We start from the raw sequence: 16,456 nt of genomic DNA, 5'->3' as shown, positions 1-16,456 counted from the left end.
TGACCGGAGGGGCCGCCGGTCCCGGCGTACCGTCGGCAGTGGCGGCCCCTCCTGACCGGAATTGGGAGAGCGACATGCGCAGACTCCTCCGACCCGTCCTCGGCGCGGCCACCGCCGTCCTCGCCACCCTCGCCTGCACCACCCCGGCCACCCCGGCCAGCGCCGCCGACGCACCGTACGACGTGCTGGTCTTCTCCAAGACCGCCGGGTTCCGGCACGACTCCATCGCGGTCGGCACCCAGGCCATCCGCGACCTCGGCGCGGCGAACAGCTTCACCGTCACCGCCACCGAGGACGCCGCCGCGTTCACCACCGGGAACCTGGCCCAGTACGAGGCGGTGGTCTTCCTCAACACCACCGGCGACGTGCTCAACGCCAGCCAGCAGAGCGCCTTCGAGTCGTACATCGGCTCCGGCGGCGGGTACGTCGGGGTGCACGCCGCCGCCGACACCGAGTACGGCTGGTCGTTCTACGGCAACCTGGTCGGGGCGTACTTCGCCTCGCACCCCGCCATCCAGCAGGCCAACGTCAAGGCGGAGAACCGGGCGCACGCGGCCACCGCGCACCTGCCGCAGACCTGGACCCGCACCGACGAGTGGTACAACTACCAGACCAACGCCCGGTCCACGGCCCGGGTGCTGGCCACCCTCGACGAGTCGTCGTACTCGGGCGGCTCGATGGGCGCCGACCACCCGCACTCGTGGTGCAAGACCTACAGCGGCGGCCGGGCCTTCTACACCGGCGGCGGGCACACCCAGGCGTCGTACGCCGAACCGGCGTTCCGGGCCCACCTGCTCGGCGGCATCCGGTACGCGGCCGGCCGGGCCAAGGCCGACTGCCGGCCGGAGACCGGCTACACCACCCTCTACAACGGCTCCACCACCGGCTGGTCGCAGGCCGGCCCGGGCAGTTTCAGCAACGCCGACGCCACCCTCACCTCGGTCGGCGGGATGGGCCTGTACTGGTACAGCGCGAAGCAGTTCACCAACTATTCGCTGAAGCTGGACTGGCGGCTCGCCGGCGACGACAACTCCGGGGTCTTCATCGGCTTCCCACCATCGAGCGACCCCTGGTCGGCGGTGAACAACGGCTACGAGATCCAGATCGACGCCACCGACGCGGCCGACCGGACCACCGGCGCGGTCTACACCTTCAAGTCCGCCGACATCGCGGCCCGGGACGCGGCGCTGAACCCGCCGGGGGAGTGGAACACCTACGAGCTGCTGGTCGAGGGGGAGCGGCTCCAGGTCTTCCTGAACGGGGTGAAGATCAACGACTTCACCAACACCGACCCGGCCCGCTCGCTCGCCGGCCACATCGGGTTGCAGAACCACGGCACCGGCGACGACGCCTCGTTCCGCAACGTCCGGATCAAGGAACTGGGCACCACCCCGCCGCCCACCGGCACCATCCAGGCGGAGGCGTTCAGCTCGGCCAGCGGGGTCACCCCGTTCAGCAAGGCCGGGGCCAACGGCGGCCAGACGCTCGGCTACATCGACCCGGGCGACTGGGCCGCGTACAACGGCATCGACCTGACCGGGGTGACCTCGTTCAAGGCGCGGGTGGTCTCCGGCGGGCCGGGCGGCACCATCCAGGTGCGCACCGGCTCGGCCACCGGCACCGTGCTCGGCTCGGTCGCGGTGCCGAACACCGGAAGCTGGACCACCTTCGCCGACGTCACCACGAACCTCTCCGGCGTCCCGTCCGGCGCCCAGAACCTCTACCTGACCTTCACCGGCTCGGGCTCGGGCCTCTTCGACGTGGACGACTTCACGCTGGTGAAGTCCACCGGCGGCGGCACCGGCACCGGGCCGATCCGGGGTCTGGCCGGCAAGTGCCTGGACGTGCGCAGCGCGGGCACCGCCGACGGTACGCAGATCCAGCTCTACACGTGCAACGGCACGGCGGCGCAGACGTGGACGGTGACGCCGAACTCGACGATCCGGGCGTTGGGCAAGTGTCTGGATGTCTCCGGTGGTGGTTCGGCGGACGGTACGAAGATCCAGTTGTGGACGTGCAACGGCACGGGTGCGCAGAACTGGTCGGCGCAGGCGGACGGGACGGTGCGTAACCCGCAGTCGGGCAAGTGCCTCGACGTCTCCGGCAACAACTCCGCCGACGGCACCGCCGTGCACCTGTGGACCTGCACCGCCGCGGCGAACCAGCGCTGGACCCTCCCCTGAGTTGAACACCCCCCGCGATCTTGCAGCTGGTGCCCCGGCATACCGGGCGTAAGGCCGCGAACCGAGGGCCGAAACTGCAAGATCGCGGGGATGGGGCGGGGTGTGCGGGGGTTCCGTGAGGGGTGGTGGGGAAATAGAGTGGGGTCGGCGATCGTGGAGGTGGCCGGCGACCCGGCGGGAGGCGCAACCCGGCGGAGTTCAGGTGCGTTCCCGCACCCGTCGGCGTCCGCCGCGCTCGCCGGGCACCACCGGTCACCCTCGCCCCGGTCCGCAGGTACGGAATCCCCATCACGACAGGGGAGAAGGACAATGGCGCGACCCATCACGCTCTTCACCGGCCAGTGGGCCGACCTTCCGTTCGACGAGGTCTGTCGGCTCGCCTCCGAATGGGGCTACGACGGGCTGGAGATCGCCTGCTGGGGCGACCACTTCGAGGTCGACAAGGCGCTGGCCGACGACTCGTACGTCGACCGCAAGCGGGAGACCCTCGCCAAGCACAACCTGAAGGTCTACGCGATCTCCAACCACCTGGTCGGCCAGGCCGTCTGCGACCACCCGATCGACGAGCGGCACCAGGGCATCCTGCCCGCCCGGATCTGGGGCGACGGGGAGCCGGAGGGGGTGCGCCAGCGGGCCGCCGAGGAGATCAGGAACACCGCCCGGGCCGCGGCGAAGCTCGGCGTGCAGACGGTCATCGGGTTCACCGGGTCGTCGATCTGGCACACCCTGGCGATGTTCCCGCCGGTGCCGCCGTCAATGATCGAGCGCGGCTACCAGGACTTCGCCGACCGGTGGAACCCGATCCTCGACGTGTTCGACGAGGTGGGGGTGCGGTTCGCCCACGAGGTGCACCCGAGCGAGATCGCGTACGACTACTGGACGACGAGGCGCACGCTGGAGGCGATCGGCCACCGGCCCGCGTTCGGGCTGAACTGGGACCCGTCGCACTTCGTCTGGCAGGAACTGGACCCGGTGAACTTCATCTTCGACTTCGCCGACCGGATCTACCACGTCGACTGCAAGGACGCCAAGGTACGCACCGGGGACGGCCGGCGCGGCCGGCTCGCCTCGCACCTGCCCTGGGCCGACCTGCGGCGCGGCTGGGACTTCGTCTCCACCGGCCACGGCGACGTGCCCTGGGAGGACTGCTTCCGGGCGTTGAACGCGATCGGCTACGACGGGCCGATCTCCATCGAGTGGGAGGACGCCGGCATGGACCGCCTGGTCGGCGCCCCGGAGGCGCTCCAGTTCGTCCGCCGGCTCGCCTTCGACGCCCCGGCCGCGGCCTTCGATGCCGCCTTCAGCAGCAAGGACTGACCGGGCCGCGCTCAGCCCGCGAGGACCGACCGGGCCGCGCTCAGCCCGCGAGGACTGACCGCGCCGCGGAGACTGACCGCGTAGCGTGAGGGGCCGCACCCGGTGTTCCGGGCGCGGCCCCTCCTGCGGTGTCGGGTCCGTCAGCCCCGCAGACCCGACATGTGCTGGAAGCTGACCTCCGCGTAGCGCAGCGACCGGCCCGGGTCGGCGGCACCGCCCGGCGCGTTGTCCTGCTCCCACATCGGGTTGTGGTAGCCCTTCGCGCCCATGTTGGCGAAGAAGTGCCCGTAGTCGATGTCGCCCTGGCCGAGCGGCACCATGTCGTACCCGGCGCTGTTGGCCGGGTTGAACGCGCCGTCCTTCGCGTGGAACAGCGGGAACCGGACCGGCTGGGCGGCGACCACGGCGAGCGGGTCGAAGACGCTGGTCCGGGTCACCCCGTCCGGGTCGGTGTAGCTGCGGAACCGGTGCTGGGCCACGTGCGCCCAGTAGATGTCCATCTCGAACCAGACCCACTCCGGGTTGGTGCGCGCGATGAAGTACTCCAGCTTTCGCACGCCGGACGACCGGGTCGGCCGGCCCAGCGCGTCCAGCGGGCCGCTGTCCAGCAGGAAGTTGTACGCCGCGTCGTGGTTGTGCGTGTACAGCTTCAGCCCCCGGGCGGCGGCCATCTCGCCGAAGGTGTTCCACCGGTCGACGGCGGCGTCCCAGTCGGCCTTGTAGTTGCTGCCGGTCGGGTCGCTGCCGGTGCCGATGTGCTGCATGCCGAGAATCTCGGCGGTGTCCAGTGTCCGCTCGAACGCGGCGATGGTGTCCGGCGTGACGGTGCCCGGGATCGAGGCGTGCGAGCCGTTGGCCCGCAGCCCGTTGTCGTCCAGGATCTTGCGGATCTCCTGCGGGGTGATCTGCCGGCCGAGGATGGAGGTGTGCTGGTTGTAGCCGGCGAACTCCACCTCCTGGTAGCCGATCTCGGCGAGCCGGGCGAGCACCCGCTCGAAGCCGTACGGCACGCCGCTGGTGTCCGGGGCGGCGCCGATGCGGTCCCGGACGCTGTAGAGGATGATGCCGCGCTTGCCGGCCGGGACGAGCAGGCCGCTGCCGTCGGCGCCGGCGGCGGAGGCCCAGCCGGTGGCGCCGACGGCGGCCGCGCCGGCGACACCGGCGAGGGCGCCGAGCATCCGGCGACGGCTCATGCCGTGCTGACTGTCGTTCATCTGCTGCTGCCTTTCTCGGTGCTGGTGATGGGTGGGCCCGGCCCGGGTCACCGGCGGTGACCCGGCGCGCGGGTGGATCCGGTGGTGCCGGGGGCCGCCGGGCGGCGGCCCCCGGTCACCGCGTCAGGGCGCGACGCCGATTCCCGGGCCGGCGAACTCGATCCAGTTCAGGTTGCCGAAACCGCCGGCCGGGCCGCCGGGGACGGTGGTGAACACGAGGTAGAGCCGGTGCGTGCCGCCCGGGTCGGTGATCGGCACCGTGGTGCTGGTGAAGGCGTTGTTGCCGGTGGTCGCGTTGACCGTGGCGGTGCCCAGCAGCGGACCGGTGGGCGAGTCGAGCCGGAACTCGACGCCGAACCTCGGCTGCCCGGCGGTGGCGGTGTTGCCGCCGCTGGTCCGCAGCGTGACCGACTCGATGTTGTGCAGGTTCACCGTGTTGTTCACCGCGATCCAGTCACCCGGGTCCAGGCTGCCCCGCTGCTGCCCGCCGCCGGTGTCGGCGCTGTTGCCGACGGTGGTGCCGGACTGGTTGCGGGCGAACTCCACCTGTTGCCGCTTGTCCTGGATGATCTGCTGGTCCACCGTGGTCAACGCGGGCTGCCCGTTCGCGCCCCCGTCGGTGTAGGAGGCGCTGACCACGCCGTAGATGTAGCCGCCGTGGGAGGCGTCGTCGGCGATCGTGGGCAGGACGCCGGAGCAGCCGAACTGGTTGGCCTCGCCGTGGCCGTGCTCGTCGTGGCCGAGCACGAAGGTCACCTCGACCTTGGCGCAGTCGATCGGCCCGTCCTCGGGGTCGGTGACCGTCACCGACCAGGGGATGCTGTCGCCCCAGCTGAAGAAGCCGCCCTCCAGCGGGGTGTTCACGGTCACCGTGGGCGCGGTGTTGCCGACCGTGATGGTGGTGTTCGCCGACGCGCTCTTGCCGCTGGAGTCGGTCACCGTGAGGCGCGCGGTGTAGACGCCGTTGGCGGTGTAGGTGTGCGTCGGGTTCGGGTCGACCGAGTCGGTGGTGCCGTTGCCGTCGAAGTCCCAGGTGAACGAGATGGAGTCCGCCGGGTCCGGGTCCTTCGACCCCGCACTGGAGAAGGCGACGGTCAGCGGCGCGTGCCCGTTGGTCGGCGTGGCGCCCAGCACCGCGTTCGGCGCCCGCAGGCCCTTGACGTAGCTGAACTTGAGCATCGCCGCGTCCGGGTTGACGTTGAAGAACCCGTCGCCGTACGTCAGCAGGTAGAAGTTGCCGTCCGGGCCCCACTTCATGTCCATCGGGTTGTCGCAGAGGAACGGTCGGGCCGGCGTGCTCGGGCCGGGGCCGCAGTTGAGCACGTTGTTGATCTTCAGGATGTCGCCCTGGCCGTCCAGCCGGATCTCCTTGAGCGTGTCCCGGGTGAACTCGCCGAAGAAGATCGAGCCGTCGAAGTACGCGGGGAACTTCGTCTCCGACCTCAGCTCCGGGTCGTAGTCGTAGCGCGCCGCGCCGTGCGGACCGACGCCGCCGGTGCCCAGCTCCGGGAAGAGCACCGGGCAGGTCTGCGTCGGGGTGGACAGGTAGGACTCCGGGCACGGGGTCGGGGCCTGGAAGGAGTACCACAGCTCCGACTTCTCGACCGCCGGCAGGTCGGTCAGCCCGGTGTTGTGCCGGGAGGTGTTCCTCGGGGCCGCGCAGTCGAACGGCGCGACCGGGGAGATCGGGCTGGTGGTCCAGTTCATCTCGATGTACGGCAGGTTCGGCTGCACGCACATCGGCCAGCCGTAGTTGGCCGGCTTGTCGACCACCATCATCCGGCCGGTGCCCGCCGGTCCCCGACCCACCGCGGCGGTCGAGGAGTCGGGGGAGTAGTCGGTGATGTAGGCGACGTCGTTCTTGTCCAGGGTGATCCGGAACGGGTTCCGGAAGCCCATCGCGTAGATCTCCGGCCGGGTCTTGTCACCCGGGTCCCGCGCCTCGGGGAAGAGGTTGCCGTCGGGCACCGTGTAGCTGCCGTCCGGCTGCACCGAGATGCGCAGGATCTTGCCCCGCAGGTCGTTGGTGTTCGCCGAGCTGCGCCGGGCGTCCACGAAGGGCGCCTGGTAGACACCGGTGGCGCTCACCGAGTCGTTGTGCGGCGAGAAGCCGCCGGAGCCGCCACCGCCGGCCGGGGTGTCGTCGCCGGTGACCAGCCAGAGGTTGTTCTCCGAGTCGAAGGCGATGTCGCCGGCCACGTGGCAGCAGGCGCCCCGGTCCACCGGCACCTGGAGGATCTTCTGCTCGGTGGCCAGGTCCAGCGACGGGGTGTCGCCGTCGACGAACTTGAACCGGGACAGCTGGAAGTAGCCCTTCCACCGGTCCCACGCGGTCGGGTCGGTGCTGGTGGTCGGCGCCCCGCCGGCGGGGGTGTCCAGCGGCGGCGCGTAGAAGAGGTAGACCCAGCGGTTGGTGGCGAACTCGCGGTCGATCGCCGGGCCGTACATCCCGTCCTCGCTGTGGGTGTAGACCGGGATCTGGGCCAGCACGGTGGTCTGGTTGCTCTCCGGGTCGTGCAGGCGTACGCCGCCGCGGCGGTCGGTCTGGATGACCCGGCCGTCGGGGAGCACGTCGAAGCCGATCGGCTCGTTGACGTTGGGCTGCGCCCCGATCACCGTCATCTGGTAGTTCGCCAGGACGGTTGCGCCGCAGTCGCCGTCGGTCACGCCGGCCGCCCACTGGATCGCGCCGCCGAGGTGCGCCCGCAGGTCGGTGCTGCCGAAGCTCTCCGGCGTCGCGCCGAGCCCGGTGTAGAAGGACCGGCCGCCCTGGTAGTCCTTGCACCAGGTGACCGGGTGGTCGAAGCCCATCGTCCCGCCGGCGTATGTCTTCTCGTCCACCGTGGCCAGGACGTGCGAGACGCCCCGGACGTTGGCCGCGAAGTTGTACCAGCGGTCCGGGTGGGTCCAGCGCTCCGGCAGCGGTGCCGAGGCCGGGTGCACCCGGTCGGCGACGGTGACGGTGGCCGGGGCGGGAGCCGAGGCGGCGCCCACCGCCCGGGTGCCGAGCACGTCGTCCAGGAAGGACCAACCGGGCTCGGCCTCGATCGCGGAGTGTACGCCGACGAAACCGCCGCCGGCCCGGTAGTACCGCTCGAAGGCGGCTCGCTGGTCGTCGGTGAGGACGTCGCCGGCGGTGTTCAGGAACACCACCGCGCGGAACTGCTTGAGGTGCGGCTCGTCGAACTTGCGGGCGTCGTCGGTCACCTCGACGGTGAAGCGCCGGTCGGTGCCGAGCTGGCGGATCGCGTCCACCCCGGCGGCGGTGGCGGCGTGGCTGCCGCCGGCGGACCGGGTGAAGACGAGGACCTTGTACTGGATGCCGTTGCTGGTCGGTGCCGGCGCGGCGAGCGCCGGCACGGGCTGCTGCTGGGCCGTCGCGACGAGGGTCGCGCCGACGAGGGTGAGCAGGCTGAGGAAGGTGGTGGCCCGTCGGCCGGTCGGTCTGCGCATCGAACCTCGCTCTGGTCGGGCGGGTCCGCCCCAGCGCCGGGACGTCGCTGAGGAGGTCGCGGGGGAGTACCAAGGAGCCTGGCCAGGTTCTACGCAGGACGATATTTGCGAGCGGGACTAAAGAGAAGAGGCTGGGGGCAGAAGTTCTCGATGTTCGGGTCGAACTTTCGCTCCAAACCGGCGAAAGTGGCGCCCGGCGCCGCTCACCTGGGCGGGACCGTGCCCGGACGCGCGGACGGGCCGGTCACCACCGAGGTGACCGGCCCGCTCGCGGACGAGTCAGAGGGTGCTGCCGCTGGTGCCCGAGCTGGACGGCTTGCGGGACGCGGTGCCGGCCGACGTCGACCCGGAGGCCGAGCCGGTCGAGGCGGAACTCGACGAGCCGGAGCCGGACTTGGCGCCGACGACGGCCGGCGTGCCGGCGAACGCGTCGTCGGCGGCGGTCAGCTCCTGCTTGTTGCCGTTGCCACTGAGCTTCTCGCCCAGCTTCGACTGGCCGAGCTTGTCCTTGCCCTCGCTGTAGAGCCGGGTCGCCTGGGCCTGCGCGACCCCCGCCGCCTCCTGCACGGTGGGGTGGTCGAGCACCTTGCGGCCCCGGATCACCAGCTCCTCGTACTTCTCCCGGCCGGCACGGGCGCCCAGGACGAATCCCGCAGCCAGCCCGCCAAGAAACATGATCTTTCCGCGCATGGCGGCTCCTTCCGTACCTGACGCGCCGTCGTCCCGTCGGGCTCACCCCGGCGGGAGCGACCACCTCGCGCCTGCGTTATCTGTCCGCAGCTAACTACCCATCCTGCTCTCCGCTCATACCTCCTTGTGCCGCGATGACGATTTGTCCATATTATTGATGGTCGGTCCGGGTCGCCGGCGGCCCCGATCAGTGGGCAACCCCCTCGACCAACACCCCCTGGAGTCCTGTACTCTTGTCCCCGTCGCACGGCGAAGGAGAGATCCGGAACCGGGCAGCGCGGTCCCCCGTAGCTCAATTGGCAGAGCAGCCGGCTGTTAACCGGCAGGTTTTTGGTTCGAGTCCAAACGGGGGAGCCACTCCACTCGACGCCCGTCGGCACACCGGCGGGCGTTTGTCGTTCCGGCAGGGCGTACGGCTGCCGGGCCGGGCAGGCCGCCGTGGCCCCCGCCCTCGCCACCGTGGTCCTGCCGTCACCGCTCGTCCCGGCCCCGGTGCCGCCCCACCCGCCCCGCGAAGGTGAGCCGCTCCCGTTTCGCCCACCCCGGCGCCGGTCGCCCGGCAGGATGGTCGCTGTCGACTGACTCCGGCCGCGGCGACCGGTGCGTCGAGTTGGGTGGGTGGGATGTCCGGACGAGGCGGCAGGGTCACCCTGGTCGCGGTGGCGGTCGTGCTCGCCTGGCTGCTCGTCGGCGCGGTGACCGGGCCCTTCGCGGGGCGGCTGGGCGAGGTCGCCACCAACGACAGCGCCGCCTTTCTGCCCGCCGACGCCGAGGCGACCCGGGCCCAGGAACTGTCCGGGCGGTTCGTCGAACGGCAGACCACCCCGGCCCTGGTGGTCTACGAACGCACCACCGGCATCACCGACGCCGACCGGCAGCGGGTGGCCGCCGACGCCGCCCGGTTCGCCGGGCTGCCCGGGGTGATCGGCCCGCTGCCCCCGCCGATCCCCAGCCAGGACGGGCAGGCGGTGCAGGTGGTGGTGCCGATCGACGACGGCGAGGGAGAGCGGATCGGCGCGACCGTGGAACGGCTGCGCGACATCGCCGGCGGCGACCGGGACGGGTTGACCGTCGACGTGGCGGGGCCGGCCGGCCTGCTCGCCGACCTGATCGAGGTCTTCTCCGCCATCGACGGCACGCTGCTGCTGGTCACCCTCTGCGTGGTGCTGGTCATCCTGCTGGTGGTCTACCGCAGCCCGATCCTCTGGATCTTCCCGCTGCTCGCCGCCGGTACGTCGTTCGCACTGGCCGCCGCCTTCGTCCACCTGCTCGCCGACGCCGACGTCATCACGCTCAACGGGCAGGCGCAGGGCATCCTCACCGTGCTGGTCTTCGGCGCCGGCACCGACTACGCGCTGTTGCTGACCGCCCGCTACCGCGAGGAACTGCACCGGCACGCCCGCCCCTGGGACGCGACGCGCACCGCCTGGAAGGGGGCCGCTCCGGCGATCATCGCCTCCGGCGGCACGGTCATCCTGAGCCTGCTCTGCCTGCTGCTGTCCAGCCTCAACTCCAACCGGGCGCTCGGCCCGGTCGCCGCCATCGGCATCGCCGCCACCCTGCTGGTGATGCTCACCTTCCTGCCCGCCCTGCTGGTGCTCGGCGGGCGGTGGGCGTTCTGGCCGCGCCGGCCCCGCGCGGACGAGGCGGAACCGCAGGCCGAACACGGCATGTGGCGCCGGATCGCCGGCTTCGTGGCCCGCCGGGCCCGGCCGGTCTGGCTGGTCACCACCGTGCTGCTGGCGACCCTGGCGCTCGGCCTGACCCAGCTCGGCGCCACCACCCTCGGCCAGTCCGACCTGTTCACCCAGCGCACCGACTCGGTCGCCGGCCAGGAGGTGATCGCCCGGCACTACCCGGCCGGCACCGGCAGCCCGGCCACCATCCTGGTCGACCAGCGGGCCGCCCGGCAGGTCGCCGAGGTGGCCCGGGCGGTGCCCGGGGTGGCCGCCGTCCGCCCGGTCACCGGCGACCCGACCGGGCCGCCCGACCCCGCCGCGCCGCCGAAGGTGATCGACGGCACCGTGCAACTGGAGGCGACGCTGGCCGACCCGCCGGACAGCGACGGCGCCGAGCGCACCATCCGCGACCTGCGCGCCGCGGTGCACCGGGTGCCCGGCGCGAACGCCGCGGTCGGCGGCTTCACGGCGGTCAACGTGGACACCGCTGACGCCGCCACCCGCGACCAGAACGTCATCATCCCGGTGGTGCTGGTGGTGATCGCGATCATCCTGGCCCTGCTGCTCCGCGCGCTGCTCGCCCCGATCCTGCTGATCGCCACCGTGCTGCTGTCGTTCGCCGCCACGCTCGGGCTCTGCGCGCTGGTCTTCCGGCACCTCCTCGACTTTCCCGGCGTGGACGCCTCGTTCCCGCTGTTCGCGTTCGTCTTCCTGGTCGCGCTCGGCATCGACTACAACATCTTCCTGATGAGCCGGGTCCGGGAGGAGTCCGTCCGGCGGGGCACCCGGGCCGGGGTGCTGGCCGGGCTCGCGGTCACCGGCGGCGTCATCACGTCGGCCGGGATCGTGCTGGCCGCGACCTTCTCGGCGTTGGCCGTCCTGCCGCTGGTGGTCCTGGTCGAGCTGGGCGTGGCGGTCGCGGTGGGCGTGCTCATCGACACCATCGTGGTCCGCTCGCTGCTGGTGCCGGCGCTGGCGTACGACATCGGGCCGCGGGTGTGGTGGCCGGGCCGGCTGGCCCGGGCGAACGGTGAACGGGAGGCCCGCCGTGCTGGCTGAGACCGATGTGGTGATCGTCGGCGGCGGCCTGGCCGGCCTCGCCGCGGCCCGGCGGCTGCACCGGGCCGGGGTGCCCTGGCGGCTGCTCGAGTCCGGCGGCCGGCTCGGCGGCCGGGTCGCCACCGACGCCGTCGACGGCTACCTGCTCGACCGGGGCTTCCAGGTGCTCAACACCGCCTACCCGCGGCTCGGCACGCTGCTCGACGTCGACCGGCTGCGCCTCGGCCACTTCACCCCCGGCGTGCTGGTGCGCAAGGGCGACGCGCTGCACCGGCTGGTCAACCCGCTGCGCGAGCCGACCGGCGGGCCGCGCACCGCGCTGGCCGGGATCGGCTCACCGCTCGACCGGCTGCGGTTCGCCGCGCTCGCCGCCGGCTGCGCCACGCTGCCGCCCGGGCGGCTGCTCGCCGCGCCGGAGACCACCACCGAGACGGCGCTGCGCCGGGCCAGGCTCTCCGACGCGATCATCGAGGAACTGCTCCGGCCGTTCCTCTCCGGCGTCCTCGTCGATCGGGAACTGGAGACCTCCAGCCGGGTGTTCGCGATGGTGCTGCGCTCGTTCGCCCGCGGCCGGATCGGCCTGCCCGCCGAGGGAATGGCCGCGCTGCCCCGGGCCGTCGCCGAGCCGCTGCCGGTCGACCTGATCGACCTGGACACCCCGGTCTCGCAGGTCGCGCCCGGCCGGGTCCGCACCCAGGCCGGCGACATCGGGTGCCGCGCCGTCGTGGTCGCCGTCGACCCGCCGGCGGCGGCCACGCTGCTGCCGGCCCTGCCACGGGTACGCATGCACAGCTACACGACCTACTACCACAGCACGGTCGAGCCACCGTTGGCCGAGCCGATCCTGCTCGTCGACGGCGACCGGCGGGAACTGGTCGCCAACACGGTGGTGGTCACCCGGGCCGTGCCCACGTACGCGCCGGCCGGGCGGCACCTGGTGGCTACCTCGGTGGTCGGCCCAACGGCCCCGCCCGAGCCGGCCGTACGGCTCGAACTGGCCCGGCTCTACGGACGGTCCACGGCCGACTGGACCCACCTGACCACCGTGTCGATCCCGGCCGCGCTGCCCGCCGCGCCCCCACCGCAGGGCCGGCTGCGCAAGCCGGTGGCGCTCGGCGACGGCCTGTTCGTGGCCGGTGACCACCGGGACAGCCCGTCCATCCAGGGGGCGCTGACCAGCGGCTGGCGGGCCGCCGGGGCGGTGCTGGCGGACCTGCGGGCCGGCTGAAAAGCGGGTCACCCCGGCGGGTTGTTGATCATTTATCATCCTCGCCATGCCTGCCCCCCTTCCGCCGCCGAACTTCGACGCCGCGGCGGCGTACCCCCAGGTCAGCGCGGTGCGCGCGGCGCTCGCCGCGCGTGACTGGCCGGCCCTGCGCGCACAGCTGGCCGAGCCGGACCCGCACGGCCGCACCGTCCTGGTCGGCGAGGTCGGTGACGCCACCGACATCGAGGACTTCCTCCGCGGGGCGCTGGCCGCGCAGCCGGAGGACCCGGTGGCCGGGACGCTGCTCGGCGCGTACCTGATCCGGGCCGGGTGGCGGATCCGCTCCGCCCGCCGCGCCCAGTACGTCAGCCGCGAACAGTTCGCCCAGTTCTTCGACCACCTGCGCCGCGCCGAGCAGGTGCTGATCGAGGTCACCGCCCGCCACCCGGACGAGGCGGCGGCCTGGACGCAGCGCATCACCAACGCCCGCGGCCTGCAACTGGGCCAGGCCGAGGCGCGCCGCCGCTACGACCAGCTCGCCAAGCACCACCCGCACCACCTGCCGGCGCAGGCGTCGCTGCTGCAGCAGTTCTGCCCGAAGTGGAGCGGCACCTGGGAGCGGGCGCACGGCTTCGCCCGGGAGTGCGCGGCGGCGGCCCCGGCCGGCGCCCCGAACGCGGTGCTGGTCGTCGAGGCGCATCTGGAGCAGGCGCTGGACCAGGACACCCTGGGCAAGGCGGGCGCCCACCTGCGCAGCCCGCACGTCAGCCGGGAGATTCACGAGGCGGCGCAGCGGTCGATCTGGCACCCCGACTTCCGCAACGGCTGGGGCTGGCTCTGGGTCCGCAGCACCTTCGCCATGGCGTTCTGCCTGATGGAGGAGTGGACGGCGGCCGCGCAGCAGTTCCAGGCCATGGGGTCGCTCGGCCACGAGGCGATGTTCGGCTACATCGACGGCGACGAGACGAAGCAGTTCCAGCGGTTCCGCGACAAGGCGTACGCGAAGGGCGGCCTGGCATGATCCAGCACCTGGACGTGGACGGGGTGCCCACCCTGCTCGCCCCGACCGGCGGGCCGATGCGCGCCGGGCTGACCTTCCGGGTCGGCACCGCCGACGAGACGCTCGCCCGCAGCGGCATCACCCACCTGCTGGAACACCTCGCGCTCGCGCCGCTCGGGATGGCCGACTACCACTACAACGGGGCCACCTCGCCGGTCTTCACCACCTTCCACATGCAGGGGTCCGAGCAGGACATCGCCACCTTCCTCACCGCCGTCTGCGCCAACCTGACCGAGCTGCCGACCGGCCGGCTGGAGGTGGAGAAGGAGATCCTGCGCACCGAGTGGAGCAACCGCGGCGGCTCGCCGGTGGAGGCGGTGCCGCTGTGGCGGCACGGCGCCCGGGACTTCGGCCTGACCAGCTACCCCGAGTGGGGGCTCGGCGCGCTCACCGGCGACGACCTGCGGCAGTGGGCCGCCCGGTGGTTCACCCGGGAGAACGCGGTGCTCTGGATCGCCGGCGACCGGGTGCCGACCGGGCTGCGGCTGGCACTGCCCGCCGGCGTACGGCAGCCGGTGCCGGCCCCGTCGTCGGCGCTGCCGCACACCCCGGCGTACTTCGTCAGCGGCTCGCGGGCGGTGGTGCTCGACGCGGTGGTGCGGCGCTCGACCGCCGCGAGCCTCTTCGCCGACGTGCTGGAGCGCGAACTGTTCCGGTCGCTGCGGCAGGAGGGCGGCCTCTCCTACACCACCACCGCCGGCTACGACCCGCGCGGCGACGGGTACGCCAGCCTGCGCGCGCTCGCCGACGCGCTGCCGGAGAAGCAGGACGCGGTGCTCGGCGGCTTCATCGACACCCTGGCCAAGCTCCGGGTCGGCCGGATCGAGCAGAGCGACCTGGACTCCTGCGTGGCCAAGCGGGAGGACCTGCTCGGCACCGCCGAGGTGGACGCCGCCCGGCTGCCGGCGTACGCCTGCAACGTGCTCACCGGGGAGCGCAACCTCACCGTCGACGAGCACCGTGCCGAGCTGAAGGCGGTCACCGTCGCCGACCTGCACGCGGTGGCCCGGGAGGTGGCCGGGTCGGCACTGCTGATGGTGCCGGAGGGCAACACCGCCGACTGGGCCGGGTTCGTCGAGGCGCCCACCCGCTCCGAGCGGACCGTCGACGGCACCCCGTACCGGGAGCGGGAGGGCGACGGCGAGCTGCGGGTCGGCATCGACGGGGTGAGCTACGTCGGGCCGGGTGGCCCGCTCACCGTCACGTACGCCGACTGCGCGGTGCTGCTCGCCTGGCCGGACGGTGCCCGGCAGCTGATCGGGTCCGACGCCATCTCGATGCGGATCGAACCCACCATGTTCGAGCTGCACCCCGGCGCGATCCGGGTGATCGACTCGCAGGTGCCGGCGGACCGGCAGGTGGTCATGCCGGCCCGCGACCCGGAGCGCATCCCGCAGCCGCGCGCGGCCGAGCCGGCGCCCCGCCGGGAGCCGGTCGAGCGGTCCTGGTGGGAGATCCCGCTGATGGTGGTCAGCGGCCTGGCGGCGCTGGCGGTGGGGGGACTGAACGCCCTGCTCACCCTCGGCATGTTCATCACCGAGACGGCCGAGGGCGAGGGCTGGCTGTGGGGCGTCGTCGTGGTGGGTTGGCTGCTCACTGTTATCCTCGCGTTGCCCATCGTGCTGCTGCGCCGACGACGCCGATGAGCGACCGTGCCGGTTGGTGCTGGCCGGTCATCGACCGGCCGGGATAGGATCCGGCGCGGTGCCGGGGCGGTAGCTCAGCCGGTTAGAGCAGGGGACTCATAATCCCTCGGTCGCGGGTTCGAGTCCCGCCCGCCCCACCACTAGCCCGCTGCATGGATGTCGGCTGCCTGCTTCCACAGGTGCATCAGCAGCGGGTTCACCTCGTCAGGCCGTTGTCGGTGGGGCGAGTGATCCGCACCGGCGACCTGGTGGAAGCGGGCGCCGATCCGCTCAGCAACGACCCTTGCCGTGACGACCAGTGACTCCCCGGTCGTCGACCGATAGTCCGCCGGCGCCGTCTCCCACGTGCCGGCGAGCACCATCTTCGGGTACCTGGCTGGGCGGATAGCGTCGACCGGCACGTCGGCTTCCCAACAGGGCCGCTCCCGCAGGGCCGTCCGCGCTGCCCGCAAGGCGAACTCAAACGGCTCGGGAACAGCCTCGTCGCTCCCGCTGTAGGCCGCCCGTAGGTAGTCCTCCGCCGACATGGATCGTGAACCGGCTACGTACCGCCGGTTGGCTTCGAGCGCTGCCGAAACGACGGGATGGTCGGCCGCAACGGCGAGCGCGGCCGGCTCTATGAGCGCCAGTGAACCAACCTGGTCCGGACGGCGGATCGCGGCCAGCATGGCGACCACTCCACCGTACGAGTGCCCGACGAGGTGGCTCGGTCGGTCCATCAGCGCGACGATGTCGTCGGCGTCGACGTCGTAGTCGCTCTGTTCGATATCGGGGCTGGCGCCGAAGCCCCTCCGGTCCACGACGAGGATCCGGTGGTGTTCCGCGAGCGGCTGCTGGTGCGCGAATGCCGCCAGCCCCCACGTCATGGTGCCGTGAACCAGGATCACCTGGTCGCTGCACGCTTCGAGCTTGTCCCAGACCGTCACGTGTATCGGCAGCACGGCCATG

At 72.3% G+C, this 16,456-nt stretch carries 10 protein-coding genes and 2 tRNA genes; 8 read left to right on the top strand and 4 right to left on the bottom strand.

All coding sequences use genetic code 11. From position 1 onward, the window contains the following. The first annotated feature begins 74 nt into the window (after positions 1 to 74). Together FHX32_RS02375 and FHX32_RS02370 are read left to right on the top strand one after the other, a co-directional pair. Positions 75 to 2,183 carry a lectin gene (locus FHX32_RS02375; protein WP_167179058.1) on the top strand — a complete coding sequence of 703 codons (2,109 nt, stop codon included), beginning with the start codon at positions 75 to 77 and terminating at the stop codon, positions 2,181 to 2,183. 309 nt (positions 2,184 to 2,492) lie between these two features. Further along, positions 2,493 to 3,500: a sugar phosphate isomerase/epimerase family protein gene (locus tag FHX32_RS02370; protein WP_167179056.1), complete on the top strand. Its 1,008-nt coding sequence runs from the start codon at positions 2,493 to 2,495 to the stop codon at positions 3,498 to 3,500. A gap of 140 nt (positions 3,501 to 3,640) precedes the next feature. Here the strand turns inward: FHX32_RS02370 and FHX32_RS02365 are convergent, their stop codons facing one another. The 3 genes from FHX32_RS02365 to FHX32_RS02355 all read right to left on the bottom strand — a co-directional run bounded on the left by FHX32_RS02365 (position 3,641) and on the right by FHX32_RS02355 (position 8,857). Beyond that, a complete protein-coding gene (locus FHX32_RS02365) occupies positions 3,641 to 4,714 on the bottom strand; it encodes a sugar phosphate isomerase/epimerase family protein (protein WP_486480878.1) in 1,074 nt (357 codons plus the stop codon). 123 nt (positions 4,715 to 4,837) lie between these two features. Beyond that, positions 4,838 to 8,167 carry a ThuA domain-containing protein gene (locus tag FHX32_RS02360; protein WP_167179054.1) on the bottom strand — a complete coding sequence of 1,110 codons (3,330 nt, stop codon included), beginning with the start codon at positions 8,165 to 8,167 and terminating at the stop codon, positions 4,838 to 4,840. A gap of 279 nt (positions 8,168 to 8,446) precedes the next feature. Beyond that, complete coding sequence (locus FHX32_RS02355; RefSeq protein WP_167179053.1) at positions 8,447 to 8,857, bottom strand: hypothetical protein; 411 nt, start codon at positions 8,855 to 8,857, stop codon at positions 8,447 to 8,449. A 281-nt stretch (positions 8,858 to 9,138) separates the two neighbouring features. On the opposite strand from FHX32_RS02355, the gene FHX32_RS02350 reads away from it, so the two are divergent. The 6 genes from FHX32_RS02350 (at position 9,139) to FHX32_RS02325 (ending at position 15,648) form a co-directional block, all read left to right on the top strand. After that, positions 9,139 to 9,214: transfer RNA gene (locus FHX32_RS02350), tRNA-Asn, on the top strand. A 266-nt stretch (positions 9,215 to 9,480) separates the two neighbouring features. Then, positions 9,481 to 11,595 carry an MMPL family transporter gene (locus tag FHX32_RS02345; RefSeq protein ID WP_167179051.1) on the top strand — a complete coding sequence of 705 codons (2,115 nt, stop codon included), beginning with the start codon at positions 9,481 to 9,483 and terminating at the stop codon, positions 11,593 to 11,595. Next, a complete protein-coding gene (locus FHX32_RS02340) occupies positions 11,585 to 12,823 on the top strand; it encodes an FAD-dependent oxidoreductase (protein ID WP_167179049.1) in 1,239 nt (412 codons plus the stop codon). Before FHX32_RS02345 ends, FHX32_RS02340 begins: the two co-directional genes overlap by 11 nt. Before the next feature lie 46 nt (positions 12,824 to 12,869). Then, positions 12,870 to 13,823: a hypothetical protein gene (locus FHX32_RS02335; protein WP_167179047.1), complete on the top strand. Its 954-nt coding sequence runs from the start codon at positions 12,870 to 12,872 to the stop codon at positions 13,821 to 13,823. Further along, positions 13,820 to 15,508: an insulinase family protein gene (locus FHX32_RS02330; RefSeq protein WP_167179045.1), complete on the top strand. Its 1,689-nt coding sequence runs from the start codon at positions 13,820 to 13,822 to the stop codon at positions 15,506 to 15,508. The genes FHX32_RS02335 and FHX32_RS02330 overlap by 4 nt, the downstream gene beginning before the upstream one ends. Before the next feature lie 63 nt (positions 15,509 to 15,571). Then, positions 15,572 to 15,648, top strand: a tRNA-Ile gene (locus FHX32_RS02325). On the opposite strand, the gene FHX32_RS02320 is transcribed toward FHX32_RS02325, so the two are convergent. Beyond that, positions 15,649 to 16,449 carry an alpha/beta fold hydrolase gene (locus FHX32_RS02320; RefSeq protein ID WP_208417913.1) on the bottom strand — a complete coding sequence of 267 codons (801 nt, stop codon included), beginning with the start codon at positions 16,447 to 16,449 and terminating at the stop codon, positions 15,649 to 15,651. Positions 16,450 to 16,456 lie beyond the last annotated feature (7 nt).

The organism is Micromonospora sp. CNZ280 (assembly GCF_011759515.1).
The sequence above is the reverse complement of the archived record's forward strand: the minus strand, read 5'-3'. Positions and strand labels throughout refer to the sequence as shown.